The sequence below is a fragment of the Bradyrhizobium sp. Kon37 genome (genome assembly GCF_055807535.1).
The window spans coordinates 73,698-97,893 of the sequence record NZ_JBVVOY010000012.1 but is presented as its reverse complement, the minus strand read 5'-3'; the positions used below and the strand labels follow the sequence as shown (position 1 = coordinate 97,893).

Sequence of the window (24,196 nt, the reverse complement as noted above, 5' to 3'; positions counted from 1 at the left end):
GGTCGAGCTCAGAGTTTCAGCCTGACGTCGCAAATATCCGGTTCAGTGGGATCCGGCTTCACCTCAAAGCCGAGCTGCCGGCACATTTCGAGCATCGTGGTGTTCTCCCTGAGAACATCACCGGAGATCGCTTTGAGCCCCTCCGATCTCGCGTAGTCGATGATCAGCTGCATCAGGGCCCATCCCAGCCCCTTGCCCTTGAGATCGGAGCGCAGCAGGATCGCATATTCACCGCTCTCGTAGATCGAGTCCGAATGGAGTCGGACCACGCCGACCATCTCGCCGTTCGCCTCGTCGAACGCGATAAAGGCCATCGCCCGCGCATAGTCGAGCTGGGTCAGGCGCGCGATGAACTCGTGGGTGAACTCCTTCATCGGCGCGAAGAAGCGCAGACGAAGGTCGTGCGCCGTGACATGCTTCAGGAATGCGTGGATGGTCGGCTCGTCCTCCGGACGCAGGGGCCGCGCGAAGATCCGCCAGCCCTCCTTGAGCTTGAGGCGGCGCTCCCATTGCGACGGATAGGCCCGAACGGCGAAATTGGCAGCGCCGGAGCCCGCAAATTTCCGTTGCGGCGACCCGACTGCGACGCGGGCATCGACCGCGGTCGCGCCGGTTTCGTCCGCCAGCAGCGGATTGATGTCGAATTCACGGATCCCGGGAATGTCGGCGGCCATCTGCGCCAGCTTGACCAGGACCATGGCGACGGCGTCAGGCTTCACCGCCGGCACGTCCCGGTAAGCGCGAAGCAGCCGGGACACGCGGGTGCGGTCGATCAGATCGCGGGCCAGTTGCAGATCGAGCGGCGGCAGCGCAAGCGCCTTGTCGTTGATGATCTCGACCGCGGTCCCGCCGCGGCCGAACACCACGACGGTGCCGAAGGTGGGATCGTCGGCGAGACCCAAAATCAACTCGCGCGCCTTCGCCTTGACGACCATCGCCTGCACGATGACGCCCTCAATGCGGGCTTGCGGACGCAGCTTTCTTGCCCGAGCGAGAATGTCGGTGGCGGCGGCGCGCACCGCCTCGACCGTCGTCAGATTGAGCACGACGCCGCCGACGTCGGATTTGTGGACGATGTCACGCGACATGATCTTCAGCACGACCGTGGCGCCTTGCGCAAAGATGTCGCTCGCGTAGGCCACCGCCTGCTCGATATCGGCCGCGGCGTATGTGGGCACCATCGCGATATCGTAGGCTTCGAGCAGGTGCTTGATCTCGACAGGTTCGAGCCATTGGCGCCCATCGGCGATGGCAGCAGCTACGATCTGTTTTGCAGCACGTGCGTCCGGCACGAACGTCTCAGGCATCGCCGGTGGAACCTGGCTCAGCTCCTCCACGACTTCGCGGTGCCTCACGAGGTACATGAAGCCGCGCACGGCGTCATCCTCGGTCGGATAGTTCGGGATGCCCGCACCGGACAGTGTTTCGATGATGTTCTGGTCTGCTCCGATCCACGAGGCGAGCACGGGCTTGGCCCAACTGCGGTGCTTCTCGCGATATGCCTTGACCCGTTCGGTCACCATCGTTGCGATATCGGCAGCCGAGGCGATCGCGGTCTGCACATTGAGGACGAGGACCGCATCATTGTCGGGATCGGCAAGCAACACCTCAAGCGCTGCCGCATAGCGCGACGCATCGGCGTCGCCCACGATGTCGACTGGATTTGCGCCGGACCAGGTCGGCGGCAGCGCGTCATCGAGTTTCTTGCGGGCGTCGGCCGAGATGGTCGCCGGAATGCCGCCGAGCTCGACCAATCGGTCAATAGCGAGGACGCCGATGCCGCCGCCATTGGTCAGGATGGCGAGGCGCTTTCCCGCCGGCGACTCGACGCGGCCGAGTGTCTCGGCGCAATCGAACAGCTCGCGCAGATCAGAGACCCGCAGGACGCCCGCGCGCCGGAACGCCGCGTCATAGACGGCGTCGGCGCCCGCAAGCGCACCGGTATGGGTGGCAGCCGCCTTCGCGCCCTGCGCCATTCGGCCGGACTTCACCACGACGACCGGCTTCACGCGCGCCGCGCCACGCGCGGCCGACATGAACTTGCGCGCGTCCTTGATGGCTTCGATGTAGAGCAGAATCGCCCTGGTTTTGTGATCCATCGCGAAATGGTCGAGCAGATCGGCAACATCGACGTCGATTTGATCGCCGATCGAGACGATGCCGGAGAAGCCGACGCCGCGCTGCGCGGCCCAATCGACCATGCCGGCCGCGATCGCGCCTGATTGCGAGATCAGCGCGAGATTCCCCGGCCCCGGCATGTGCGCAGCAAAACTGGCATTGAGGCTCACGCCGGGCATCATGATGCCCAAGCAGTTCGGCCCGATCAGCCGCATGCCGTATTTGCGGGCCGCAGCGATGGCGGCCTCGTGCAGGGACCCCGGTCCATGGCCGAGCCCGGCCGAGACGATCAGGGCGCCCGCCGAGCCGCGTCGCCCGGCTTGATCGACGATGCCGGGAACCGCGCGCGCCGGCACGGTGATGATCACGAGCTCGGGCACGAACGGCAATTTGTCGAGGCTGTCCACGGCCGCGACGCCGCCGATCTCGGCATGGCGCGGATTGACGAGGCCGAATTGTCCCGAGAATCCAGCCTTCTGGATGTTCTCCAGAACGGCGCGTCCAACGGACACCGGGCGGGCGCTCGCACCGACGAGCGCGACCGAACGCGGCGACAGCAGGTTCTTCAGACGATAGGTTGACATGAAAGCAAATGCGCCCGGTCGGTGGCGGTTCCGATGGTTGACGATCAAGCCGATAAACTGACGACCCGCCTAGTACGAGAGCATAACCCAGCACGGTGGCTCGCCAATGACGGTCTTTGTCACACCGCCCCAAACGATCTCGTTCAGGCGCGAATGATGGTAGGCGCCCATCACGATCGCATCGATGGCATGGGAATTCGCCCAGCTTCCGAGCACCTTGCCAATCGAGCTGCCGCTGCCCGTCGTGGTTTCGAACGAGGCGTAGACCCCATGTTCCCTCAAGTGATCGACCAGAGCCGTCCCGGATTGCACGATCGCGTCTGACTTGTCGTCCGCCACGGTCACCACGCGGACCAGGGCTGCTGCCTGAAGGATAGGCAGCGCGTCGCCGACCGCACGCGCCGCACGCGCGGAGTGATCCCAGGCGATCATGACGTTCTCGAATTCCGGTCGCAGTTTGTCCACATGCTGCTCCGGGCAAAGCAGCACGGGCCGCCCGGATTCGAACAGAAGCGTCTCGATGATGTGCTCGATGCGACTGTCGTGCGGCTTCACGGGGGCCAGCGTGAGATCGCTGAAGCGTCCGTGCTCGGCCAGGACTGACGCGATCTGGTCTGGCGGCACCTTGGCCGACCGGCTTTGAGCGCGAATGCCGGTGCGGGAAGTTGCGCGGGTGAACGCATCCAGGAGATGCTGACTGTCGCCCACCCCAAGCGAGCCGTTTGCCTCGGCCGCATCGGGGAGCATCACCTTCGGCCGCACGAAGACATCCTCCTCGAGTGCAAGCGCGGTGATCCTGGCGCCGAGGTCGGCAGCAACGGCCACGCATTTCTCGATCGCAGCAAGGGCCGGGTCGCGTGGCTGGCCGACGAGCGGCAGAAAGACGTCCTTGATCGGCATCGGGATTCTCCTCAGGCACCAGAATAGGCTGGCTTTGGTCGGGACGCTTGATCCTCGTCAAGCCCGGGAACTTCGACCGGCCGGAAGGAAACAGGCGTTGACCGAAGTCAAGGACTGGCCGCGATCTGCTTCTATGGATTACCCTGATCGCGGGGCAAGCAGCCTTAACGCATCTGGACGTACCAGCTGGAATGACAGACGATTCTGCGACCCAGGACCGGATCTTTGCGGCGCTCACCAATTCCGCGGATCATCCGAACGTGAGGCGGATCGATACGCACGCAGCTTCGGTCTTTCTCGAAGGCAAGCGTGCTCTGAAAATCAAGCGCGCCGTGAAATTTCCATTCCTCGATTATTCGACGCTCGAGAAGCGCAAGGCGGCGTGCGAGGAGGAGATCAGGATCAACCGGCCGCTGGCGCCGCAGATCTATCACCGCGTCGTGGCGATCACGGAAGAGCCCGATGGATCGGTGAAGGTCGACGGAAGCGGCCGGCCGATCGAGTATGCGGTCGAGATGTTGCGCTTCGACGATAGCCGGACGCTGGATCATCGGGCCAACGCCGGGGCGCTGGATGACACTTTTGCCTCAGCTGTCGCCGACGCGATCGTGGCTTCGCATGCGCAGGCTGTTCGCGCCGACGGCAGCGCATGGGTTTCCTCCATCCCCGGCCTGATCGATGGCAACAGCAATGGCCTGCGGACCGGCAATCATTTCGAAACCGAAGAGATCGCAGAACTCGGCAGAGACTCACACGCAATGTTCCTCCGCCTCCGGCCTTTGCTCGAAGAGCGCGGCCGTCAAGGCTTCGTGCGCCGCTGCCATGGCGACCTGCATCTTGCGAACATCGTGTCGATCGACGAGAAGCCGGTGCTGTTCGACGCCATCGAATTCGATGCGCAGATGGCAACCACCGACGTGGTCTACGATCTCGCATTCGGATTGATGGATCTGTTGCACCACGATCAGGCACGCGCAGCCAACATCGTGCTGAACCGCTATCTCGCCGCGACTCCAGTCGAAAATCTCGACGCGCTCTCCGCACTGCCGCTGTTCATGTCTATCCGGGCGGCAATCCGCGCCCAGGTCGCGCTGGCACGGCTGAAGCCGCCGCATTCCGATGATCCCAGCCTTCTCGACGGGGCGCGACGCTATTTTGGCCTCGCCCGCGCGCTGATCCATCCTCCCGCTCCCCGGCTGATTGCAGTCGGCGGACTGTCAGGCACCGGAAAGACGATCTTGGCACGCACGCTCGCGCCGGACGTTTCGCCGCAGCCGGGCGCCGTCGTGCTGCGCAGCGACCTCGTCCGCAAGCAGATGTTCGGGATCGAGGACACGGACCGGCTGCCGGCATCCGCATACACACCGGAGGTCACGGCCCGCGTTTACGAGATATTGGCTCAGCACGCCGGGCGGGTGCTGGCGCAAGGCCATTCAGCGATCATCGACGGTGTGTTCGCCCGTGAGGACGAACGGGACGCGGTTGCAGCACTGGCTCGCGAGCGTAACGTGCCGCTGAGCGGCCTCTTTCTGGTTGCGGACCTCGCGACCAGGCAGGCGCGGATCGGAGGCCGCCGGGGCGACGCATCCGACGCCACGCAAGAGGTTGCCGCGCTGCAAGAGCACTATAATATCGGCCATGTCGGTTGGGCGACCATCGATGCATCCGGGACGCAAGAGCAGACGCTCCAGAACTGCCGGGACGCGATCGCCGAGAGCAAGTAAGGCAGTCTGCAAATGGCGCGACCCAGCACGAATTCGACGGCCGCGCGCGTCAAGCCTGCGGCGAGGCACAATGTCCTGCCCGGCCGCCTCAGCCCCGGCATGGTCTGCGATACGGCGTTCCGGATCATCGCCCGCCGTCACCTCGCCGCCGTTCTCGCCCAGCATGACGGCACCTGCCGCGGCGATCCCGAGGCGCTGCACCAGATCCGGATTGCACTGACGCATCTGCGCACCGCCATCCGCTTCTTCTCGCCGATGGTGGATGACGCCGTACGGCCGGAGGTCTGGACCGAACTGAAATGGCTGAACAGCCAGCTCGGCATGGTGCGGGACCTCGACGTGGCGATCGAGCGGGTCATCGCCGAGAGTGGAGGCGAGTTGACCGTGATTGCCGAGCTCCAGCACTGGGACGAGAAGCGCGCCGAGAGCCACCGCCTGCTGGCGCGCGCGCTGCAATCCGCGCGGTATCGCCGGCTCGTCGAGCAGACGTCAGCCTGGATCGAGAGCGGCCCCTGGTCGACCCGCCGCAGCAAGGAGGCCATCAGGCTGCGCCGCTGCGCGCTCGCCGACCACGCAACAGCGAAACTCGCGGAATGGGAAAAGGCGCTGCTCAAGAAAGCGCGTAAGCTCCGCAAGCTCGGTGTCGAGAAACGGCACAAGCTGCGGCTTCTCAACAAGCGGCTGACTTATTCGATCGAGTCGCTCGAGGACCTGTTCGCCGACGAGTCGCTGACCAGGCAGAAGTCGATCCTCAAGCAATTGCGCAAGGCGCAAAAGTCCCTTGGGCGATTGAACGACGACGCGCGAGGGCAGTCGCTGGCCGCGTCATTGAACGTAGCCATCCCCGAAGCGGGCATTCGCTTCCTCAACCGCAAGCGCGAAAAGAAACTGTTGCGGATCGCTTCGGACGCCTACCGGAAACTGGACAAGGCCAAGCCGTTCCGCTCCGCCGACCTTGCGCCGAATGCGCAGCCTGAGGATTAGGTGTGGACATAGTCTCCCGGCGCGTCGGGCAAACCGTCAAGGTCTCCGCCTCCGGTCTGCGGCGGATCGCAGGGCGCCCCGGAGTGTGCGGCCAGCCATTCTGCCCATTCCGGCCACCACGATCCCTCGACTTGCGGTGCCAGCTTCAGCCATTCGTCCGGGCCGACATAGCGCGCATCGGCGGCCTTGATCAGCACTTGATAGCTGTGGCCGGACTCGTCCGGCGGCGCGACGACGCCGGCATTATGGCCGCCGCTGGTCAACACAAAGGTCACGTCGGCATCGACCTGATAGTGGATCTTGTAGACGGATCGCCACGGCGCCACGTGATCGGCGAGCGTACCGACCACGAACATCGGCGCATGGATGTCGGAAAGCGACACGCTCTTGTCCTCGACACGATAGCGGCCCTCGGCCAGATCGTTGCCCAGGAATAGCTTTCGCAGATACTCCGAGTGCATGCGATAGGGCAGCCGCGTGGCGTCGGCGTTCCAGGCCATCAGATCGCTCGGTGGCGCACCCTCGCCCATCAGATAGTCGTGCGACAGCCGCGACCAGATCAGTTCGTTGGAGCGCAACAACTGGAACGCGCCGGCCATCTGCGTCGTGTCCAGATAGCCCCGCTGCCACATCAGGTCCTCGAGAAAGGCGACCTGGCTCTCGTTGACGAAGAGCGTCAGCTCGCCGGCCTCGGTGAAATCCGTCTGTGCGGCAAGCAGGGTGGTCGTACACAGTCGCTTGTCGCCATCGCGCGCCATCGCAGCCACAGCGATCGACAGCAATGTGCCGCCCAGGCAGTAGCCGAGCGCATGGGTCTTCTGGCCCGGCACGATCCGGCCGATCATGTCCAACGCCGCCATGACACCCAGCTTGCGATAGTCGTCAAAGGCAACATCCCGGTCTTTGGCATCCGGATTTCGCCAGGAAATCGCGAATACGGTGAAGCCCTGGCCGGTCAGATACCTCACCAGAGAATTCTGCGGCGATAGATCGAGGATGTAGTACTTCATGATCCAGGCCGGCACGATCAGGATTGGCTCGGGTCGCACTTGAGCGGTCGTCGGATGGTACTGGATCAGCTCGATCAACGCGTTGCGATAGACGACCTTGCCCGGCGAAGCCGCGACCGTCTTGCCGACGACAAACTGTTCGTCACCCGCCGGCGTTGCGGCGGAGAGCAGGCGCATCAGGTCGCTGCACCAGTTCTGCCAGCCGAATACGAAATTCTCCCCGCCGCTCCGGAACGCCTTCTCCAGCACTTGCGGATTGGTCGCCGCGAAATTCGACGGCGCCAGCATGTCGAGCATCTGACGCATCGCGAATTCGACGACGGCTTCATTTGCGTGCGACACGCCGCGTACGCCGGTCGTGGCATCGTGCCACCAGCGCTCTCCGAGCAGGAACGCCTGCGCCAGCAGATTGAACGGTGCGGCTTCCCACTGCGGACCCCTGAAGCGACGATCCCGCCCCTGCGGCGCAATCACGGACCACGGCTTTTGCGACGTCGCATGCGCGGCGGCTTCCACGAACTGGCCCATGTCGCGAAGCACGTTGCGCGACATCTCCACCTGACGCTGGGGCGCCGCGGCCAGATGAGAGCTCCAATCGAGCCAGGCGAGCGACAAGGCCAGCGGCGAAATCCCGCCCGTCAACCGCGCCAGCATCGCATGAAACGCGCGGTCGAGAGGGTATGGCTCCGATACAGGCAGGGGATCGGCGGCGACCGGCATTCCAGCCGGCGTTTCGGGGCCCCTCGTAGAGGCTTCGGGCTCAACGACAGGGCTAACGGAGAGAGCCTGCGCGGATGGCTCTTCGGCCCGTGGAAATATCTGCACGACGCTCATGGCTGAATGTTCCTGCCAGCTTCTTGGCTGCGTGGCAGCAGGATATGGCGAGGCTTCGGATGCGCGTTGAGCTGCATCAAGTCCGGGCATCGGGAAGAGCCCCGCTTCACCCCTTGACCTGCATCAAGCCGCAGCACCACGCCGGAGCTAGGTTTTGCGCATCGACATCGACAAGCCAGCGGAGACTGCCATGCGTGCCCATCAGATCATGACCCGGTCGGTCATCTCGGTTACCCCGGACACCAGCATCGTCGAGGCGGCAAACATCATGCTGAAGCGGCATGTCAGCGGTCTCACGGTCGTGGACAATGCCGGCAAGCTGGTCGGCGTGGTCTCGGAAGGCGACTTCATCCGCCGCAGCGAAATCGGCACGGGACGCAAGCGCGGGCGCTGGCTGCGGTTTATTCTCGGATCCGGCAAATCGGCCAGCGACTTCGTCCACGAGCACGGCCGCAAGGTCTCGGAGGTGATGACCTCTTCACCGGTGACCACCACCGAGGATGCGGCACTTGCCGAGATCGTTGACCTCATGGAACGGAACAATGTGAAGCGTCTGCCGGTGGTCCGCGGCGAAAAGATCGTCGGCATCGTGTCGCGGGCGAACCTGCTCCAGGCGGTGGCGGACCTCGCCCGAGATGTACCCGACCCGACCGCGGACGACGATCACATTCGCAGCCGCATCATCGATACCATGGAGAAGAACGACTGGTGCCCGTTCGGGCTGAACGTCATCGTCCGCGATGGCATCGTTCATCTCAGCGGCGTCATCACCGAGGAGCGCGTGCGACAGGCCGCGGTCGTCGCAGCGGAGAACGTCATCGGCGTGAAGAAGGTGCATGACCATCTCTGCTGGGTCGACACCATGTCAGGAATATATCTGAACTCGCCCGAGGACGATGACCTCGCCAAAGCAAGCTGACCAAAGCAAGCTGACCAAGGCAAGCTGAGCGCGCGCCGATCGCAATTCAGCGCGGAATGACGGCGGTAGCTTCGATTTCGACGCGCGCCGCCTTCTCGACAAGCCGGACGACCTGAACCAACGCCATCGCCGGGTAGTGCGCGCCGAAGATGGCGCGATAGGCCTTGCCGAGCTCTTTCAGGTTCGCCAGGTACTCGTCCATGTCGACGACGTACCAGGTCAGGCGCACCAGATGCTCGGGCTGCGCACCGGCCTCCGCGAGGATCGCGGCGATGTTGCTCAGGGTCTGGCGCACTTGCGTGACAAACCCCTCCGCGAGACGCTCCTCGGCATCCCAGCCGATGACGCCGCCGGTGACGACGATGCGTCCCTCGGCGGCCATGCCGTTGGCATAGCCTTTCGGCACCGGCCAGCCGGACGGCTGCAGCACCTGCGCTCTGGAGCGGGCTTCGTCCTCGGCTGCTGTCGGCAGCACCGCGAGCTGCGGGCCTTTCGGCGTCGTCACGGACAATTCTCTATCCTTCTCTCATCCCGCCGCGACGCCGGAGGACGTCACCGCGGTCTGCGCCAGTTGCCGCAAGGCAAAGCGCTTTAGCTTGCCGGTCTCGGTCTTCGGTAGTTGCGTCACGAACTCGATCGCGCGCGGATATTTGTACGGCGCGATCTCGCGTTTGACATGCTCCTGCAACGCGGCCACGAGTTCCGCGTTCGGCGTTACGCCCGGCGCGGCAATGACATAGGCCTTCACGATCATGCCGCGCGCCTCGTCCGGCGCGCCGACGACCCCGCACTCGACGACGGCGGGATGCGTGAGCAGCGCCGCCTCGACGTCCGTGCCTGCGATGTTGTAGCCGGCCGACACGATCATGTCGTCCGAGCGCGACTGATACCAGAAATAGCCGTCGCTATCCATCAGGTAGGTGTCGCCGGTGATGTTCCAGCCGTTCTGGACGTATTTGCGCTGGCGCTCGTCGGCGAGATAGCGGCATCCGGTCGGCCCGCGTACCGCGAGCCGCCCCATCGTGCCCGGCGGAACGTCATTGCCGGAATCGTCGACGATCTTCGCCTCATACCCCGGCACCGGCTTGCCCGTCGCACCAGGGCGGATCTCGTCCTCGGTCGCGCTGATGAAGATGTGCAGCAGCTCGGTCGAGCCGATGCCGTCCATCAGCTTGATGCCGGTCGCCTTCTGCCAGGCATCGAATGTCGGCTTGGGCAGCGTCTCGCCGGCGGACACGCATTTGCGAAGCGAGGAAATATCGCGGCCCGGAAGCTTGCCGATCATCGCCCGGTACGCGGTCGGCGCGGTGAAACAGACCGTCGTCTTGTACAGCTCGATCGCATTCAGAATGTCGTCGGGCGCCGTCTTCTCAAGAACGACGAAGGAGGCACCGATGTGCATCGGAAACAGCACGCCGCCGAAACCAAATGTGAAGGCAAGCGGTGCCGAGCCGACGAATCGGTCCTTCTGCTCCGCGCGCAGGATGTTGCGCGCATAGCCATCGCACACCGCCAGCATGTCACGGTGGAAATGCATGGTGCCCTTGGGATCGCCGGTCGTGCCCGACGTGAAAGCGATCAGGCAGACGTCGTCGGAGGCAGTATCGACAGCTTTGAACTCCGGACTTGCATCCTCCATCAGCGCCTCGAGCGAGTCGCTGCCGCCGTTGCCCCAATAGACCACGCGCTTGAGGCCGGGGGCTGCGGCTTTCGCCTTCTCCATTTCGTCGGCGAGCTTGCCATCGCAGAGCGCGAGTGTGATCTCCGCCTTCTGGATCGGATAGGACAGCTCCTTGGCGCGCAAGAGCGGCATCGTCGCCACGACGATGCCGCCGGCCTTGATCACCGCCAGATAGGTCGCGACTATCATCGGATTGTTGGCCGAACGTAGCAGCACGCGCCCGCCGGTGACGAGACCAAGCTTGCCCACCAGCACATTGGCGATGCGGTTCACGACCGTTTGGAGCTCACGATAGGTGTAGCTGACGGCGGGGCTGATCAAGCAAGGAGCGTCGCCATGTCCCTGCTCGACCCAGCGGTCGAGGAAATAGCTGACGCAGTTGAGGCGCGGCGGATATTGCAATTCCGGTCGCGTGAAGACGAATTCCGGCCAGAGCTCGGCTGGCGGAAGATGCTGCCGCGCGAACGTATCGACATGGGCTGTCGCGGCGTTGTCGTCACGCGAGCCCGAGACTTGAACCTTGGCGGCGTTGGCCATCGCACGCTCCTTTCAGCATGGAAAGCACCCGGCAGCACTAACTTGGAAACATTTTAGGCTTAAAGCAATTTCGCGCAATAGCGGATTTTGGGCATCCTATGCTTTTTCCGGCGGCAAACGGGATTGGCGGGTGCCTCAGCCGCGCACTAGGCCCGGCGGCGAGCGGCCGATTTCTGCGCCGATGCCTTGGTCTTGGCGAGCAGCCGCATCAATTCGCGCACATCCTTCGGCGTCAGATCGGCGAAGAGATCGGCGATCCAGGTTTCGTGTTCCGCGGCCATTCTGCGAAACTCGGCGCGACCGAGTTTAGTCAGCCGGATCACCTGGACGCGGCGGTCCGTCTCCGACGTGCGGCGGTCGAGATGACCGGATTCCACGAGGCGCTCGACGAGGCCGGTGACGTTGCCGTTGGACACCATCATGCGCTTGGAGACGTCGGACAGCGTCATGCCGTCGGGTGCCTTGTCGAGCTGCGCCATCAGGTCGAAACGGGGCAATGTGACGTCGAAGCGCTGCCGCAACCGGCCACGGACCTCGCCCTCGATCAGCGTCGTGCAGGTCAAGAGGCGCAGCCACAGCCGAAGCTCTTCGGCGTGATCCTCCGGAGTTTCGACGGCCTTGGTCTCGGAATCGAGCATGTTGATGCAGTCAATCTCGGCCGGCATTGGCGTCGGCACGGAATCCCAACGTTTTGAGCTTCAAATAAATCGAAGCCGGCTGCAAGCCTAAAGCCGCAACAATCGACCGCATGCTGATTTCTTTAGGCTTCAAATAATTGGCGCGCCGCTTGCATGCACCGCTGCCCGCAGGATGACGAGTTTGAGCTTAGCTTGCCGCGGCAGCAATCATCGGCATAAACTTGGATTGGAGTAGCGGCTTGCAACGCAAGTCCTGTTATCACGGGGGATAGATCATGAAGACGCAAATGACGTTGGCCGCAGCCGCCTTGCTGCTTGGCACTGCGGTGAGCCCTTCCCTCGCCCAGGAGAAAATCAAGCTGGGTGTGATCGTGACCCTGTCGGGACCCGCCGCCGCGCTCGGCCAACAGGTTCGCGACGGCTTTGCGCTCGGAATGAAGGATCTCGGCGGCAAGATGGGCGGCCGCGATGTCGAGGTCGTCGTGGTCGACGACGAATTGAAGCCGGACGCAGGGGTCACCAAGGTCAAGGGCCTTCTGGAGCGCGACAAGGTCGACTTCGTGGTCGGCCCGATCTTCTCCAACATCCTCCAGGCGATCCACCGGCCGGTCACGGAATCGAAAACCTTCCTGATCAGCCCCAATGCCGGCCCGTCCACTTTTGCCGGCAAGGACTGCAATCCGTTCTTCTATGTGACCTCGTATCAAAACGATCAGGTGCACGAAATCCTCGGCAAGGTCGCGCAGGATCGCGGATACAAGCGCATGTATTTGATGGTGCCGAATTATCAGGCCGGCAAGGACTCGGTGGCGGGCTTCAAGCTCGACTACAAGGGCGAGATCGTCGAAGAATCCTACATGCCGCTCAACACGCTGGATTTCCAGCCAGAGCTTTCCAAGATTTCATCGCAGAAGCCCGATGCGCTCTTCACTTTCATGCCCGGCGGTCTCGGCGTCAATCTCGTCAAGCAATACAAGCAGGCTGGCCTCGCCGACAGCATTCCGGTGCTCTCGGCTTTCACGGTGGATGAATCGACCCTGCCGGCGCAGCAGGACGCGGCGGTCGGCATGTTCGGCGGCGCGAACTGGGCGCCCAATCTCGACAATCCCCAGAACAAGAAGTTCGTCGCCGCCTACGAGGCCGCCTATAACGGCGTGCCTGGTACCTACGCCTTCCAGGCGTATGATGCCGCGATGCTGATCGACAGCGCCGTCAAGGCCGTGAAGGGCGACCTCTCCAATAAGGACGCGGTCGCGGCCGCTCTGAAGAAGGCCGACTTCACCTCGCTGCGCGGCGCCTTCAAGTTCAACACCAACGGCTATCCGATCCAGGATTTTTACCTGACCAAGGTCGCCAAGCGCGCGGACGGCAAGTTCCAGACCGAGATCGTCCAGAAAGTCTTTGAGAATTACGGCGACCGCTACGCCAAGGACTGCAAGGCGGCGAACTAAGCCGCACATCGCGTCGAGGGAGGATCACAATGAAAAGCGAAATCACCGGCATCACCCGGGCCAATGAGGGGATCCAGGGCATCTCCTGGAACATCCTCGGCCAGACCTATGTGCCGAAGAGCAACACGGAGCACAGCTTCTCCTGGCATGCGACGCTGCCGCCGGGCACGTTCGTGCCGCCGCACATTCATCCCGACCAGGATGAATATCTCTACATGCTGGAGGGCAAGCTCGATTTCATACTCGGCAATTCCGAGTCGCAGGCGACCGCGGGCGACCTGATCCGGCTCGGCATGGGCGTGCCGCACGGCATCTTCAACAAATCGGAGCAGACCGCGAAGGTGCTGTTCTGGGTGTCACCGACCCGCAAGCTGTTCGACCTGTTCTGGGGCCTTCACAACATGAAAGAACAGAAGCCGGAGGACGTGGTGGCAATGGCCGCCGAGTTCAACATCCACTTCCTGCCGCCGCCTCCCGGCGGCTAGCAGCGCAATTCACGCCCGCACCGCCGCAAGTCCCGGCACTGCGGCGAAGCCGGCCTTGGTGGCATAGCCGCGCACGATCGCCTCGCGCTGAGAATAGCTCAGCACGTTGTCGACATTGTCAAAACCATCAGGCGCGAGCTGCTCGACGGCGTCGATGACGCCCTCGGGGCCGCCGCGCCGGTTGGAGCGGACGATGTCCGCGGTCATGGGCAGCCGCTTCTTCTCGTATTCAAGCAGCGCCTGGCGCGGATGCTCGGCGCGCACCAGCGCGTCGGCGAGGCAGCGCGCATCGAGGATGGCCTGCGAGGCACCATTGGAGCCAACCGGATACATCGGATGCGCGGCATCGCCGAGCAGCGTGACTCTGCCCGACGACCAATAGGGCAACGGATCGCGGTCGCAGGTCGGATATTCGTAGAACTCGGGCGTGGCCGAGATCAGGCTCTTCACGTCGACGTAAGGCACCGAGAAGCGCGCCACATGCGGCATCAGCTCCTCGCGACGGCCCGGCCGCGACCAGTCTTCCTTCCGCGGCGGCGGGGCATTGCCCTCGCCGACCTTCACCAGCACCGCCCAGTTGGTGAGACGGCTCGCCGGGCTCGATCCCTCCGCGATCGGATAGATCACGACCTTGGCGTTGAGCCCGCCGGCCACAATCATCGACTTGCCGGTGAGGAATAGCGGCCAATCCCGCGCACCGCGCCACAGCATCAGGCCGTTCCAGCACGGCGGCCCCTCGCTCGGGAACAGCGTGTCACGGACCCGCGAATGGATGCCGTCGGCACCGATCAGAATGTCGCCGCGCGCGGTATGGATGTGCGCGCCAGCGCGATCGAAGAAGTAAGCGGTGACGCCGCTCTCGTCCTGCGTGAAGGCGCCGAGGCGGCAGCCGGTGTGGATGGCCTCCGGCCCGAGCCGCTTCTCGACGGCGCGATGGATGACGCCCTGAAGGCGGCCGCGGTGAATCGAGAATTGCGGCACATCGTGGCCGGCATCGACGCCGCGGGCCTCGCGCCAGACTTCCTGGCCGTGACGGTTGAGGTAATAGAGCTGGTCGGTGCGGATCGCGACATCGTCAAGCTGTTGGAGCAGACCGAGGCCTGCCAATTCGCGCATGGCATGGGGCAGCGTGTTGATGCCGACGCCAAGCTCGCGGATGGTGTCGGACTGCTCGAAAATCTCGCAAGCGAGGCCCCGCGAACGCAGCATCAATGCGGTGGTGAGACCACCGATACCGCCACCGACGATAATCGCCTTCATCGCCCTCACTCCACTCGGTACACACCAGGCAATGCGGCCAAATTCGCACAGGCGGTCACTCCGCCGCAAGCGGCTTTGTCGCCTCCGCCTTGAGCTCAGCCCGGGTCTTGGGCTTAGCCTTAATTCTCAGCTCCTCGAGATCCAGCCGGTCGCGCACGCTGTTGCGGAAAATCTGATCTTTTCCGGGAAGATATTGCGGCGGGCAGAACGCGTCGTCCGCCCCGTACCAGGCTGCCGCCCGCATGGTGAAGGAGGGATCGACCAGATGCGGCCGCCCGAGCGCGACGAGGTCCGCCCGGCCGGCAGCCAGGATGGTGTTGGCCTGGTCCGCCGTCGTGATGTTGCCGACGCACATGGTGGCCACGCGCGCATCGTTGCGGACCTGATCGGAGAACGGCGTCTGGAACATGCGCCCATAGATCGGCTGCGCATCGCGCACGGTCTGCCCGGTTGAGACGTCGACGAGGTCGACGCCGGCTTCGGCAAAAGCCCGCGCGATCGCCACCGCGTCGTCGCCGCCGATGCCACCCTCGGCCCAGTCGGTCGCGGAAATGCGCACCGACATCGGCTTGTGCGACGGCCACACGGCCCGCAGCGCCTCGAAGATCTCGAGCGGAAAGCGCAGGCGGTTTTCGAGCGAGCCGCCATACTCGTCCGTGCGGGTGTTCGTCAGCGGCGAGATGAAGCTCGCAAGCAGATAGCCGTGGGCGCAGTGCAGTTCGAGCATGTCGAAGCCACAGCGCTCGCCGCGCTCGGCCGCCGCGACGAAAGCGTCCCTCACTGCGTTCATGCCGGCGCGATCGAGTTCGCGCGGGACCTGGCTGTCGGGGAAATAGGGCAGCGGCGACGCCGAGAACACCTCCCAGCCGCCCTCCTCGAGCGGACGGTCCATGCCGTCCCACATCAGCTTGGTCGCACCCTTGCGCCCGGCGTGCCCCAGTTGCAGGCAGATTTTTGCGGCTGAATTGGCATGGACGAAATCAACGATGCGTTGCCAGGACGCCTCCTGCTCGTCGTTCCACAATCCTGTGCAGCCCGGCGTGATGCGGGCGTCGCGGGCAACGCAGGTCATCTCCGTGAAGATCAGGCCGGCACCGCCGATCGCACGCGATCCATAATGCACCAGATGAAAATCGGTCGGCACACCCTCCTTCGCCGAATACATGCACATCGGCGACACCACGGCGCGATTGGCGATCTCCATCTCGCGCAACCGGAAGGGCTGGAACAGCGGCACCATCGGCTTCTCGGTGTCGACGTCGAAGCCGCCGTCACGAACACGCTTGGCAAACGATCTTTCGACCTCCGCCACGAAGTCAGGGGCGCGAAGCTTCAGATTGTCATAGGTGATCGCCTTCGAGCGCGTCATCACGCCAAAGGCGAACTGCACGGGATCGAAATCCCAGAAGCGGTCGACATGCTCGAACCAGACCAGCGAGACGTCGGCGGCGTGCTGCGTCTTCTCGACCTCTTCGCGGCGGCCGTGCTCATAGACGTCCAGCGCCACCTTGATGCTGGGCGCCTTCTCCATCGCCTCTGCCAGCGCAATCGCGTCTTCCATCGCGAGCTTGGTGCCCGAGCCGATCGAGAAATGCGCGCTCGCCTTGGCGTCGCCGAGCAGAACCATGTTGTCCTTGACCCAGCGCTTGCTGCGGATCATCGGGAAATTGCGCCACGTCGAACGATTGGTGAGCAGTTGATGCCCATCGAGGAACCAGCCGAAGATCTCGGCCATTCGCGTAGCCGACTGGGTCTCGTTCAGCCCTGTCAGCCCGGCGCGTTCGAACGTGTCGGGATCGGTCTCGAAAATCCAGGTCGAGTGGCCGGCTTCATATTGATACGCATGGGCGATGAACGGCCCCCACTCCGTCTCCTGGAAGATGAAGGTGAAGGCATCCAGCGGCCTGGTCGAGCCCATCCAGGCGAACTTGTTGGCACGGAGATCGACTTCCGGCGCGAAATGATCGACGTATTTGTCGCGAAAACGGCTGTTGATGCCGTCCGCGACCAGGATCAGATCGGCGTCGGTGAAGCGGGATTCGTCCTCGACGTCCGCTTCGAAATTCAGGACGACCCCCAGTTCGCGCGCGCGCGCCTGGAGGATCAGGAGCAGCTTCTGCCGCGAGCAGCCACAAAAGCCGTTGCCACCGACCCGATGGACCGTTCCGCGGAAGTGCACGGCGATGTCATCCCAGTAGGCGAATTCCTGGGTGATGCGGCGATAGCTCGGAAGATCGTGCTTCTCGAAATTATCGAGGGTGGCGTCCGAGAACACCACGCCGAAGCCGAAGGTGTCGTCGGCGCGGTTGCGCTCGTACACCGCGATCTCAGCGCTCGGCCGCTGCTTCTTCAGCAGGATTGCAGCGTAGAGACCCGCAGGTCCGCCACCGATGATCGCGACTTTCATGGGAGCCTCGCCAATTCAACCCGGCGAAACTATTTTAAGCCTAAAATAATCTCGCGCAAGTCCCCATTGCGGCAGGCTGCCGGCAAAGCCCCCGTTTAATCGCCCCTGAAGACCGGCTTGACCTTGTTGGCAAAGGCCTCGAAGGCCCGTTCGAAATCGGCCGTTGTCATGCACAGCGCCTGAGCAACGGCTTCCGCCTCGATCGCCTCCTCCACCGACATCGCCCATTCCATGGCCAGCATCCGTTTGGTCATGGTGTTGGCGAAGGTCGGTCCCTCAGCAATCTGCTTGGCCAGTAGCTGCGCCTGGGGCAACACCTGCTCCGACGTGACGATACGGCTGAAGAAGCCCCAGCGCTCACCCTCCTCCGCGGTCATGAACCGGCCGGTGTAGAGCAACTCGGAAGCGCGGGATTGTCCGATGATCCGCGGCAGGATCGCGCAGGCGCCCATGTCACAACCGGCAAGGCCAACCTTGTTGAAGAGGAATGCGACCTTGGCCCCGCTCGCAGCAAGCCGCATGTCCGACGCCATGGCAATGATGGCGCCCGCCCCGGCGCAGATGCCTTCAACCGCAGCAACGATCGGCTGCGGACAGGCCCGCATCGCCTTGACGAGGTCGCCGGTCATCCGTGTAAACGCCGTCAGCCCCTTGGTGTCCATTTTCACGAGCGGCCCGATGATCTCGAACACGTCGCCGCCGGACGAAAAATTGGCACCAGCGCCGGTCACGACGATGGACTTGACCGCATCGTCGAACGCGCAGGCGCGAAAGAAATCGGTGAGTTCGCGATAGCTCTCGAAGGTCAGCGGATTCTTCCGTTCCGGACGATTGAGCGTCACGGTTGCCACACCATCGACGACGGCCAGCAGGAAGTGCTGCGGCGAATAGTCCGCAAGCGGTAAGGTCACGGGATTGGCTGGTCTGCTCATACGATCTCCTTGGCTTTCTTGTTCCGTGCCGGTGCCATGCGCGCTAAATCTCACCACCGGCAACAGCGATCGCTTGCCCGGTGATTGCGCCGGCGCCCTCGCCGCACAGCCAGAGCACGGTATCCGCGATCTGCTGAGGAGAGATCAATCGTCCCTGTGGATTATGCTTTGCGAGCTCGGCAATGGCCTGCTCGCGGCTACGCCCCGTCTTTTTCATGATGTTCTCGATGCTGCCGGCGACCAGATCGGTGTCGGTGAAACCGGGACACACCGCGTTGACGGTCACGTTGCTGCCAGCCATTTCAATGGCAAGGGAACGCACGAGACCGACCACCGCATGCTTGGCCGCGGTGTAGGCGCTGACATAGGCATATCCCTTGAGCCCCGCCGTCGACGCGATCGCGACGATACGGCCATAGGGACGATCCTTCATCCCTGGCAGCACAGCGCTGACAGCATGGACCACGCCCATGAAATTGACATCCATCATGCGCGCAAACAGGGCACTGTCGGATTTGGAGAACGGCGCGGACTCGGCGCTTCCCGCATTGGCGATCAAAATATCGATCGGCTGCCGCGCACTTGCTTGAGCGATAGCGGCTTTCAATGAGGTTTCGTCCGAGACGTCGGCGACGGCCGCAAAATGCGCTGCCCCTGCGCTGACGGCCTCTTCAAGCGTCGCAGCGTTCCGCCCAAGGACGGTCACCGTAGCACCGGCCTCGACGAGCGCAGCTGCAATGGCGCGACCGATGCCGCGACCGCCACCTGTCACCAGCGCGTGCGGCGAATGCGGTAATCCGGACATGCGCTGGCTTCCTTGCATTCTGCTGATCGCTCTTCCCGATATATTTTAACCTTCAAACTTTTGCAAACAAAGCTCGACGCGACCCCGCGAAAGGCGGCACGCCGAAGACCGGCCCGAAAATTGCTTTAAGTATAAAATTATCTCTTCCCATCCCTCACAGGCCTGTTAGCATCGAAGGGCCAAGCAAAAGGATGTCGCGTGTCGCAGCCTGCGCCAATGATAACAAAGGACGGCCGCTTCGCCTATGAAGGAGCGGGCGATCCGGGCGGGACACCTCTGATTTTCCTGCATGGCATCGGCGGTGCGGCACGGGCCTGGCGGCAGCAGCTTGCGACATTCGGCGACCGCTTCCACGCGATTGCATGGGACATGCCGGGCTATGGCGGATCGGCGCCGCTCGCCAGCGTCAGCATCGCTGCCCTGGCGGATGCGCTTCAGCAATTCATCGAGCAGCTTGGTGCGAGCAAGCCGATTCTGGTCGGCCATTCCATCGGTGGCATGATCGTCCAGAAATGGCTGTTGCAATCCCCAAAACTGGCGCGCGCGATCGTGCTGGCGCAGACCAGCCCCGCGTTCGGCAAGGCCGACGGCGATTGGCAGAAATCGTTTATCGCCGCACGGCTCGGGCCGCTCGATCGCGGCGAAACGATGAAGTCGCTGGCGCCCTCTCTGGTGAAGGAACTGGTGGGCGACGATCCTGATCCCAGGGGAATGGAGCTTGCACGCGAGTGCATGGCAAGTGTGCCCGAGGCGAGCTATCGCGCCATGATGCTGGCCTTGATCGGCTTCGACCAACGCAGCACCCTCAAGGATATTTCCATACCGACGCTGCTGCTGTCCGGCTCCAAGGACAACAACGCGCCGGCGCCGATGATGGCGAAGACGGCGACCTACATTCCTTCCGCGGAATATGTCGAGCTCGACGCTGTCGGCCATCTCGCCAACCTCGAACGCCCCGATGCCTTTAACGAGGCCCTCGGCCGGTTCCTGAATTCCGTCGCGATCAACACGTAGGATGACTCCGCAATGACCATGCAAGTCAGCAAGACCATCGGCGCGACCGACAAGGTCGCGCTGGATGCACCGATCTTCGATCCCGTCGCGTTCCGACTGAGCGACGAGCAGGCCGGCATCATCGCGCGGGCGCGCGAGATCGGCCAGACCGTGTTCGCCGGCCGCGCCGCGACTTATGATCGCGAGGCGATCTTCCCGTCGGAGAACTATCGCGATCTGCATCGCGTCGGCCTGCTCGGTATTGCCGTCCCCAAGAAGCACGGTGGGCTCGGGGCGAATTATCAAACCTACGCACTCGCGGCAGCCGAAATCGGCCGCTATTGCGGTGCGACTGCGCTCACCTGGAACATGCATGTCTGCTCGACGCTGTGGTCGGGCCCGCTCGCCGACGATCTCGACATGGATGCAGAGACCCGCGCCGAGCACGAGCGGCGACGTGCAGTCCACTACAAGCGTATCGTCGAGGACGGCGCGATCTATTCGCAGCCTTTCTCGGAGGGCGGTGCGGCAGCGGCAGGCGGTGTCGCTTTCGGCACCGAAGCACGGCCGGTCGAGGGCGGCTGGATCGTCAACGGCAAGAAGATCTTTGCATCACTCTCCGGCCATGCCGACTATTACGGCGTTCTCTGCACGGAGATCGAGGAAGGCGAGAAGGCTTCGCGCCGCAATACGCTTTACCTCGCCATCCCCTCGAAATCGGAAGGCGTCTCGGTCGTCGGCGACTGGGACCCGCTCGGCATGCGCGGAACGGTCTCGCGCACGCTGCTGTTCAAGGACGTGTTCGTGCCGGCAGATTCGGCGCTGATGCCGCGGGGCGTCTATTTCCAGGCCGCGATGCGCTGGCCGCACATGTTCCTTACACTGTCGCCGACCTATATGGGCCTTGCTCAGGCCGCCTATGACTTCACCGTGCGATATCTGCGCGGCGAAGTACCGGGCATGCCGCCGGTCAAGCGCAGGATGTATCCGACCAAGCAGATTGCGGTCGCGCAGATGCAGATCAAGCTCGAGCAGATCAAGGCGATCTGGTTCCAGGCAGTCACCGAGGCGCGCGCCAATCCGAGCAAGGAGCAGGTGCTTCGCGCCTATGCCGCGCAATATTCTGTGATGGAGGGCGCCAATGAGCTCGCCGCGCTCGCGATCCGCACCTGCGGCGGACAGGCCATGCTCCGCTCGTTGCCACTCGAGCGCATCTATCGCGATAGCCGCTGCGGCTCGCTGATGTTGCCCTGGACAGCCGAGCTCTGCCTCGACCGGATCGGGCGCGAGGCGCTGTACGAGGCCGGCGAAACGGACGACTGACGGTGGACCTCTGCAGTCTGATCGATCGCAACGCGGCGTTCGCGCCAGACAAGACAGCCATCGCCTTCGAGGGCGAACGGTTGAGCTATGCGGCATTCGCTGCGTACATCGAGCGGACGGCGGCGACGTTGAAGCATGAGCTCGGCGTCGTCAGGGGCGACCGCGTTGCGATCCTCAGCCTGAACCGGCCGGACTATCTGGTTCTGCTCTATGCCTGCGCGCGGCTCGGCGCGATGCTGGTGCCCCTGAACTGGCGGCTCGCTGTCGCCGAGCAGCTTTTCATCCTCAACGATGCCGGCGCCAAGGTCCTGGTGCTCGAGCAGGCATTTGAGGGGGTACTTGCCGAGCTTGAGGGAACCGCAATCGTCGGGCTCGATTTCGAGCCGCCCCGCGGCACGACGTTCGAAAACCTGTTGGCTCGAAGCCGGGGCACCGGCCGCAACCTGCACACCGATCTCTCCTGCCCGCTCCTCATTGTCTACACATCGGGAACGACCGGACGGCCCAAAGGCGCGGTGTTGCGCCAGGAGGCGCTGTTCTGGAACGGCGTCATGAGCCAGCACATGCACAACATGACGTCCGATGACCATGTGCTGACGCTGCTGCCGTTCTTCCACGTCGGTGGCCTCAACATCCAGACCACGGCGGCGCTCCAGCTGGGCGCGACGGTCACGGTTCACGCACGCTTCACGCCGGACACCGCGCTTGCAGCCATCGAACGGGAACGGCCGACCTTGACCGTGATGGTACCGGCGATCATCCAGGCGGTGAGCGAGCATCCCGCCTGGCCCACGACCGACCTTTCGTCACTCAAAGCCGTCGCGACCGGCTCGACCATCGTGCCGCCGCATCTGATCGACCGCTTCGTGGCGCGCGGCGTACCCGTGCTTCAGGTCTACGGCTCGACGGAAACTTGTCCCATCGCAGTCTACACCCGGCTTGGTGGCGATCTTTCGCGCGCGGGATCGACCGGACTTGCCGGCCTGTGCTGCGAAGCGCAAGTAATCGATCACGCCGGCAACGAGGTGCCGGCGGGCGCACCGGGGGAGATCGCGGTGCGCGGCCCCAACGTGTTCTTCGAATATTGGGGCAATGCGGACGCCACGCGCGATGCGCTGCACGACGGCTGGTATCGTACCGGCGATATCGGCCTGTGCGACGCGGACGGCTATTTCTGGGTGCGCGACCGCAAGAAGAACATGATCATTTCCGGCGGCGAGAACATCTATCCGGCGGAGGTCGAACGCGTCCTGCTCGAACATCCCGATGTCAGCGAATGCGCCGTGATCGGCCGGCCCGATCCACGCTGGGACGAGGTGCCTATCGCCTATGTGATCCCGCGATCCGGCCGTCGACTGGAAGCAGACGCATTGAAAATACATCTTCAGGCCCAGCTCGCCCGCTACAAGGTTCCGCGCGACGTCGTTTTCGTCACCGACCTGCCGCGCACAGCGCTGGGCAAGGTCCAGCATTTCCTGCTGAAGCAGCTTGATGCGCAATCGCGCGCGCAAGGAGAGGCATCTTGAAGATTGCGGTTCTGGGTGGGGGAAACGGCTCTTTCGCGGCCGCGGGCGATTTTGCGCTGTCGGGACATGAGGTCCGGCTCTGGCGCCGCGACGCGGATCAGGTCGCAGCACATCGCGCCGCCGGCTCGCGCATCCTGGTGAAGGATCATAACGGCCGTCACGACGTGAAATTGGCGCTGGTGACGACCGGCATCGCCGAGGCCGTCAACGGTGCAGAGCTGATCCTGTGCCCCGCCCCTGCCTTCGCGCAGACGGATATCGCGCGCCTGCTTGCTCCACATCTGCGGGATGGACAGGTCGTGTTTCTGCCGCCGGCCACGTTCGGCTCGATGATCTTCGCCCAGGCTGCGCGGGATGCCGGCAACCGCGCCAAGGCGTGCTTTGCCGAAACCGGGACCCTGCCTTGGCTGACCCGCAAGCACGGCCCGTTCGAGGTCGCGATCACCATCCGCGCCAAGCGCCTGCCGGTCGGCGTTTTCCCGCTCGATCAGGCGCCACGTGCACTAGAGGTGATTGGACAGGCTTTCCCCGGCGCAATCGAGCCGTGCGGAGATGCTCTCTCCGGCGCACTGATGAACGCAGGCCCGATCATCCATCCGCCGCTGATCGTGATGAATGCAGGTCCGATCGAGCATTTCGAGAAGTGGGACATCCACAAGGAAGGAACGCAAGCCGCGATCCGCCGGGTCACCGACGCGCTCGACGCCGAACGGACCGCCGTGCGTGAAGCGCTCGGATATGGCGCACCGCATTTTCCGCTCGCCCATCACTATGCCAAGGAAGGCGAGATCTGGATGTACGGCCGCGGCTCGCATGACCGGCTGACCGATTCCGGCGACTGGCGCGAACGGCTCGTGCTGACCGAGCACCGCTACATGAGAGAAGATTTGCGGCTTGGGCTATCGCTGCTGGTCTCCGTCGCCGGCCTGGCGGGCGTGGCTACGCCGCTGGCCAAAGGATTTCTGGCCATCGGTGGTGCAATCTGCGGTGAGGATTTTACGCAAGACGGCCGAACCCTCGAGACGCTGGGCCTCGGCAATCTCGACAAGGCCGCCTTGCAGACGCTTCTTCGCAAGGGATTTTGA

Annotated in this window: 19 protein-coding genes; 9 read left to right on the top strand and 10 right to left on the bottom strand. The window is 63.7% G+C overall.

Translation table 11 applies throughout. From position 1 onward, the window contains the following. Positions 1 to 8: 8 nt before the first annotated feature. A complete protein-coding gene (locus AC0L3J_RS22115) occupies positions 9 to 2,702 on the bottom strand; it encodes a bifunctional acetate--CoA ligase family protein/GNAT family N-acetyltransferase (RefSeq protein ID WP_456768948.1) in 2,694 nt (897 codons plus the stop codon). 69 nt (positions 2,703 to 2,771) lie between these two features. Beyond that, entirely contained in the window at positions 2,772 to 3,602 is an 831-nt protein-coding gene (locus tag AC0L3J_RS22110) for a universal stress protein (RefSeq protein ID WP_456768947.1), read from the bottom strand. 191 nt (positions 3,603 to 3,793) lie between these two features. Between AC0L3J_RS22110 and AC0L3J_RS22105 the strand changes: the two genes are divergently transcribed. Together AC0L3J_RS22105 and AC0L3J_RS22100 are read left to right on the top strand one after the other, a co-directional pair. After that, the gene (locus AC0L3J_RS22105) at positions 3,794 to 5,326 is read left to right on the top strand and encodes a bifunctional aminoglycoside phosphotransferase/ATP-binding protein (protein WP_456768946.1); all 1,533 of its coding nucleotides are present in this window, start codon (positions 3,794 to 3,796) and stop codon (positions 5,324 to 5,326) included. A gap of 12 nt (positions 5,327 to 5,338) precedes the next feature. Continuing rightward, positions 5,339 to 6,310 carry a CHAD domain-containing protein gene (locus AC0L3J_RS22100; RefSeq protein WP_456768945.1) on the top strand — a complete coding sequence of 324 codons (972 nt, stop codon included), beginning with the start codon at positions 5,339 to 5,341 and terminating at the stop codon, positions 6,308 to 6,310. On the opposite strand, the gene AC0L3J_RS22095 is transcribed toward AC0L3J_RS22100, so the two are convergent. After that, positions 6,307 to 8,154 carry a PHA/PHB synthase family protein gene (locus tag AC0L3J_RS22095; protein ID WP_456768944.1) on the bottom strand — a complete coding sequence of 616 codons (1,848 nt, stop codon included), beginning with the start codon at positions 8,152 to 8,154 and terminating at the stop codon, positions 6,307 to 6,309. The genes AC0L3J_RS22100 and AC0L3J_RS22095 overlap by 4 nt on opposite strands. Positions 8,155 to 8,344: 190 nt before the next feature. Between AC0L3J_RS22095 and AC0L3J_RS22090 the strand changes: the two genes are divergently transcribed. Beyond that, positions 8,345 to 9,073, top strand: a complete 729-nt coding sequence (locus tag AC0L3J_RS22090) for a CBS domain-containing protein (protein ID WP_473348297.1) — start codon at positions 8,345 to 8,347, stop codon at positions 9,071 to 9,073. 46 nt (positions 9,074 to 9,119) lie between these two features. Here the strand turns inward: AC0L3J_RS22090 and AC0L3J_RS22085 are convergent, their stop codons facing one another. From AC0L3J_RS22085 to AC0L3J_RS22075, 3 genes are all read right to left on the bottom strand, one after another. Continuing rightward, on the bottom strand, positions 9,120 to 9,578 hold the full coding sequence (locus tag AC0L3J_RS22085; protein ID WP_456769850.1) for a RidA family protein: 459 nt from the start codon (positions 9,576 to 9,578) through the stop codon (positions 9,120 to 9,122). 21 nt (positions 9,579 to 9,599) lie between these two features. Then, complete coding sequence (locus AC0L3J_RS22080) at positions 9,600 to 11,291, bottom strand: benzoate-CoA ligase family protein (protein ID WP_473348296.1); 1,692 nt, start codon at positions 11,289 to 11,291, stop codon at positions 9,600 to 9,602. 146 nt (positions 11,292 to 11,437) lie between these two features. Beyond that, positions 11,438 to 11,956 (bottom strand): MarR family winged helix-turn-helix transcriptional regulator, encoded by a 519-nt coding sequence (locus AC0L3J_RS22075; protein WP_473348295.1) that lies wholly within the window; start codon positions 11,954 to 11,956, stop codon positions 11,438 to 11,440. Positions 11,957 to 12,204: 248 nt separating this feature from the next. On the opposite strand from AC0L3J_RS22075, the gene AC0L3J_RS22070 reads away from it, so the two are divergent. Both AC0L3J_RS22070 and AC0L3J_RS22065 read left to right on the top strand, forming a co-directional pair. Then, positions 12,205 to 13,380, top strand: coding sequence for an ABC transporter substrate-binding protein (locus AC0L3J_RS22070; protein ID WP_473348294.1), 1,176 nt, complete (start codon positions 12,205 to 12,207; stop codon positions 13,378 to 13,380). 29 nt (positions 13,381 to 13,409) lie between these two features. After that, positions 13,410 to 13,865, top strand: a complete 456-nt coding sequence (locus AC0L3J_RS22065) for a cupin domain-containing protein (RefSeq protein WP_473348293.1) — start codon at positions 13,410 to 13,412, stop codon at positions 13,863 to 13,865. Between the two features lie 9 nt (positions 13,866 to 13,874). On the opposite strand, the gene AC0L3J_RS22060 is transcribed toward AC0L3J_RS22065, so the two are convergent. The 4 genes from AC0L3J_RS22060 to AC0L3J_RS22045 all read right to left on the bottom strand — a co-directional run bounded on the left by AC0L3J_RS22060 (position 13,875) and on the right by AC0L3J_RS22045 (position 19,269). Continuing rightward, a complete protein-coding gene (locus AC0L3J_RS22060) occupies positions 13,875 to 15,125 on the bottom strand; it encodes a flavin-dependent oxidoreductase (protein ID WP_473348292.1) in 1,251 nt (416 codons plus the stop codon). A 55-nt stretch (positions 15,126 to 15,180) separates the two neighbouring features. Then, entirely contained in the window at positions 15,181 to 17,532 is a 2,352-nt protein-coding gene (locus AC0L3J_RS22055; protein ID WP_473348291.1) for a bifunctional salicylyl-CoA 5-hydroxylase/oxidoreductase, read from the bottom strand. Between the two features lie 95 nt (positions 17,533 to 17,627). After that, complete coding sequence (locus tag AC0L3J_RS22050; protein ID WP_027566691.1) at positions 17,628 to 18,464, bottom strand: enoyl-CoA hydratase family protein; 837 nt, start codon at positions 18,462 to 18,464, stop codon at positions 17,628 to 17,630. 43 nt (positions 18,465 to 18,507) lie between these two features. After that, positions 18,508 to 19,269, bottom strand: coding sequence for an SDR family NAD(P)-dependent oxidoreductase (locus tag AC0L3J_RS22045; RefSeq protein ID WP_473348290.1), 762 nt, complete (start codon positions 19,267 to 19,269; stop codon positions 18,508 to 18,510). 216 nt (positions 19,270 to 19,485) lie between these two features. Here AC0L3J_RS22045 and AC0L3J_RS22040 point away from each other — a divergent pair, with 216 nt between their 5' ends. Genes AC0L3J_RS22040 through AC0L3J_RS22025 form a run of 4 tightly spaced genes read left to right on the top strand, consistent with a single transcriptional unit; the run spans position 19,486 to position 24,196 of the window. Continuing rightward, positions 19,486 to 20,283, top strand: coding sequence for an alpha/beta fold hydrolase (locus AC0L3J_RS22040; RefSeq protein WP_473348289.1), 798 nt, complete (start codon positions 19,486 to 19,488; stop codon positions 20,281 to 20,283). A 12-nt stretch (positions 20,284 to 20,295) separates the two neighbouring features. Beyond that, positions 20,296 to 21,585: an acyl-CoA dehydrogenase family protein gene (locus tag AC0L3J_RS22035; RefSeq protein WP_473348288.1), complete on the top strand. Its 1,290-nt coding sequence runs from the start codon at positions 20,296 to 20,298 to the stop codon at positions 21,583 to 21,585. A 2-nt stretch (positions 21,586 to 21,587) separates the two neighbouring features. Beyond that, positions 21,588 to 23,111: a class I adenylate-forming enzyme family protein gene (locus AC0L3J_RS22030; protein WP_473348287.1), complete on the top strand. Its 1,524-nt coding sequence runs from the start codon at positions 21,588 to 21,590 to the stop codon at positions 23,109 to 23,111. Next, positions 23,108 to 24,196 (top strand): NAD/NADP octopine/nopaline dehydrogenase family protein, encoded by a 1,089-nt coding sequence (locus AC0L3J_RS22025; RefSeq protein ID WP_473348286.1) that lies wholly within the window; start codon positions 23,108 to 23,110, stop codon positions 24,194 to 24,196. The genes AC0L3J_RS22030 and AC0L3J_RS22025 overlap by 4 nt, the downstream gene beginning before the upstream one ends.

Bases quoted from the DNA above. Each gene is read 5' to 3' on its own strand.
- AC0L3J_RS22100 (WP_456768945.1), top strand. From the start codon at position 5,339: ATGGCGCGACCCAGCACGAATTCGACGGCCGCGCGCGTCAAGCCTGCG.
- AC0L3J_RS22045 (WP_473348290.1), bottom strand. From the start codon at position 19,269: ATGTCCGGATTACCGCATTCGCCGCACGCGCTGGTGACAGGTGGCGGT.
- AC0L3J_RS22115 (WP_456768948.1), bottom strand. From the start codon at position 2,702: ATGTCAACCTATCGTCTGAAGAACCTGCTGTCGCCGCGTTCGGTCGCG.
- AC0L3J_RS22105 (WP_456768946.1), top strand. From the start codon at position 3,794: ATGACAGACGATTCTGCGACCCAGGACCGGATCTTTGCGGCGCTCACC.
- AC0L3J_RS22110 (WP_456768947.1), bottom strand. From the start codon at position 3,602: ATGCCGATCAAGGACGTCTTTCTGCCGCTCGTCGGCCAGCCACGCGAC.
- AC0L3J_RS22070 (WP_473348294.1), top strand. From the start codon at position 12,205: ATGAAGACGCAAATGACGTTGGCCGCAGCCGCCTTGCTGCTTGGCACT.
- AC0L3J_RS22065 (WP_473348293.1), top strand. From the start codon at position 13,410: ATGAAAAGCGAAATCACCGGCATCACCCGGGCCAATGAGGGGATCCAG.
- AC0L3J_RS22090 (WP_473348297.1), top strand. From the start codon at position 8,345: ATGCGTGCCCATCAGATCATGACCCGGTCGGTCATCTCGGTTACCCCG.
- AC0L3J_RS22050 (WP_027566691.1), bottom strand. From the start codon at position 18,464: ATGAGCAGACCAGCCAATCCCGTGACCTTACCGCTTGCGGACTATTCG.
- AC0L3J_RS22040 (WP_473348289.1), top strand. From the start codon at position 19,486: ATGATAACAAAGGACGGCCGCTTCGCCTATGAAGGAGCGGGCGATCCG.
- AC0L3J_RS22075 (WP_473348295.1), bottom strand. From the start codon at position 11,956: ATGCCGGCCGAGATTGACTGCATCAACATGCTCGATTCCGAGACCAAG.
- AC0L3J_RS22095 (WP_456768944.1), bottom strand. From the start codon at position 8,154: ATGAGCGTCGTGCAGATATTTCCACGGGCCGAAGAGCCATCCGCGCAG.
- AC0L3J_RS22035 (WP_473348288.1), top strand. From the start codon at position 20,296: ATGACCATGCAAGTCAGCAAGACCATCGGCGCGACCGACAAGGTCGCG.
- AC0L3J_RS22055 (WP_473348291.1), bottom strand. From the start codon at position 17,532: ATGAAAGTCGCGATCATCGGTGGCGGACCTGCGGGTCTCTACGCTGCA.
- AC0L3J_RS22080 (WP_473348296.1), bottom strand. From the start codon at position 11,291: ATGGCCAACGCCGCCAAGGTTCAAGTCTCGGGCTCGCGTGACGACAAC.
- AC0L3J_RS22060 (WP_473348292.1), bottom strand. From the start codon at position 15,125: ATGAAGGCGATTATCGTCGGTGGCGGTATCGGTGGTCTCACCACCGCA.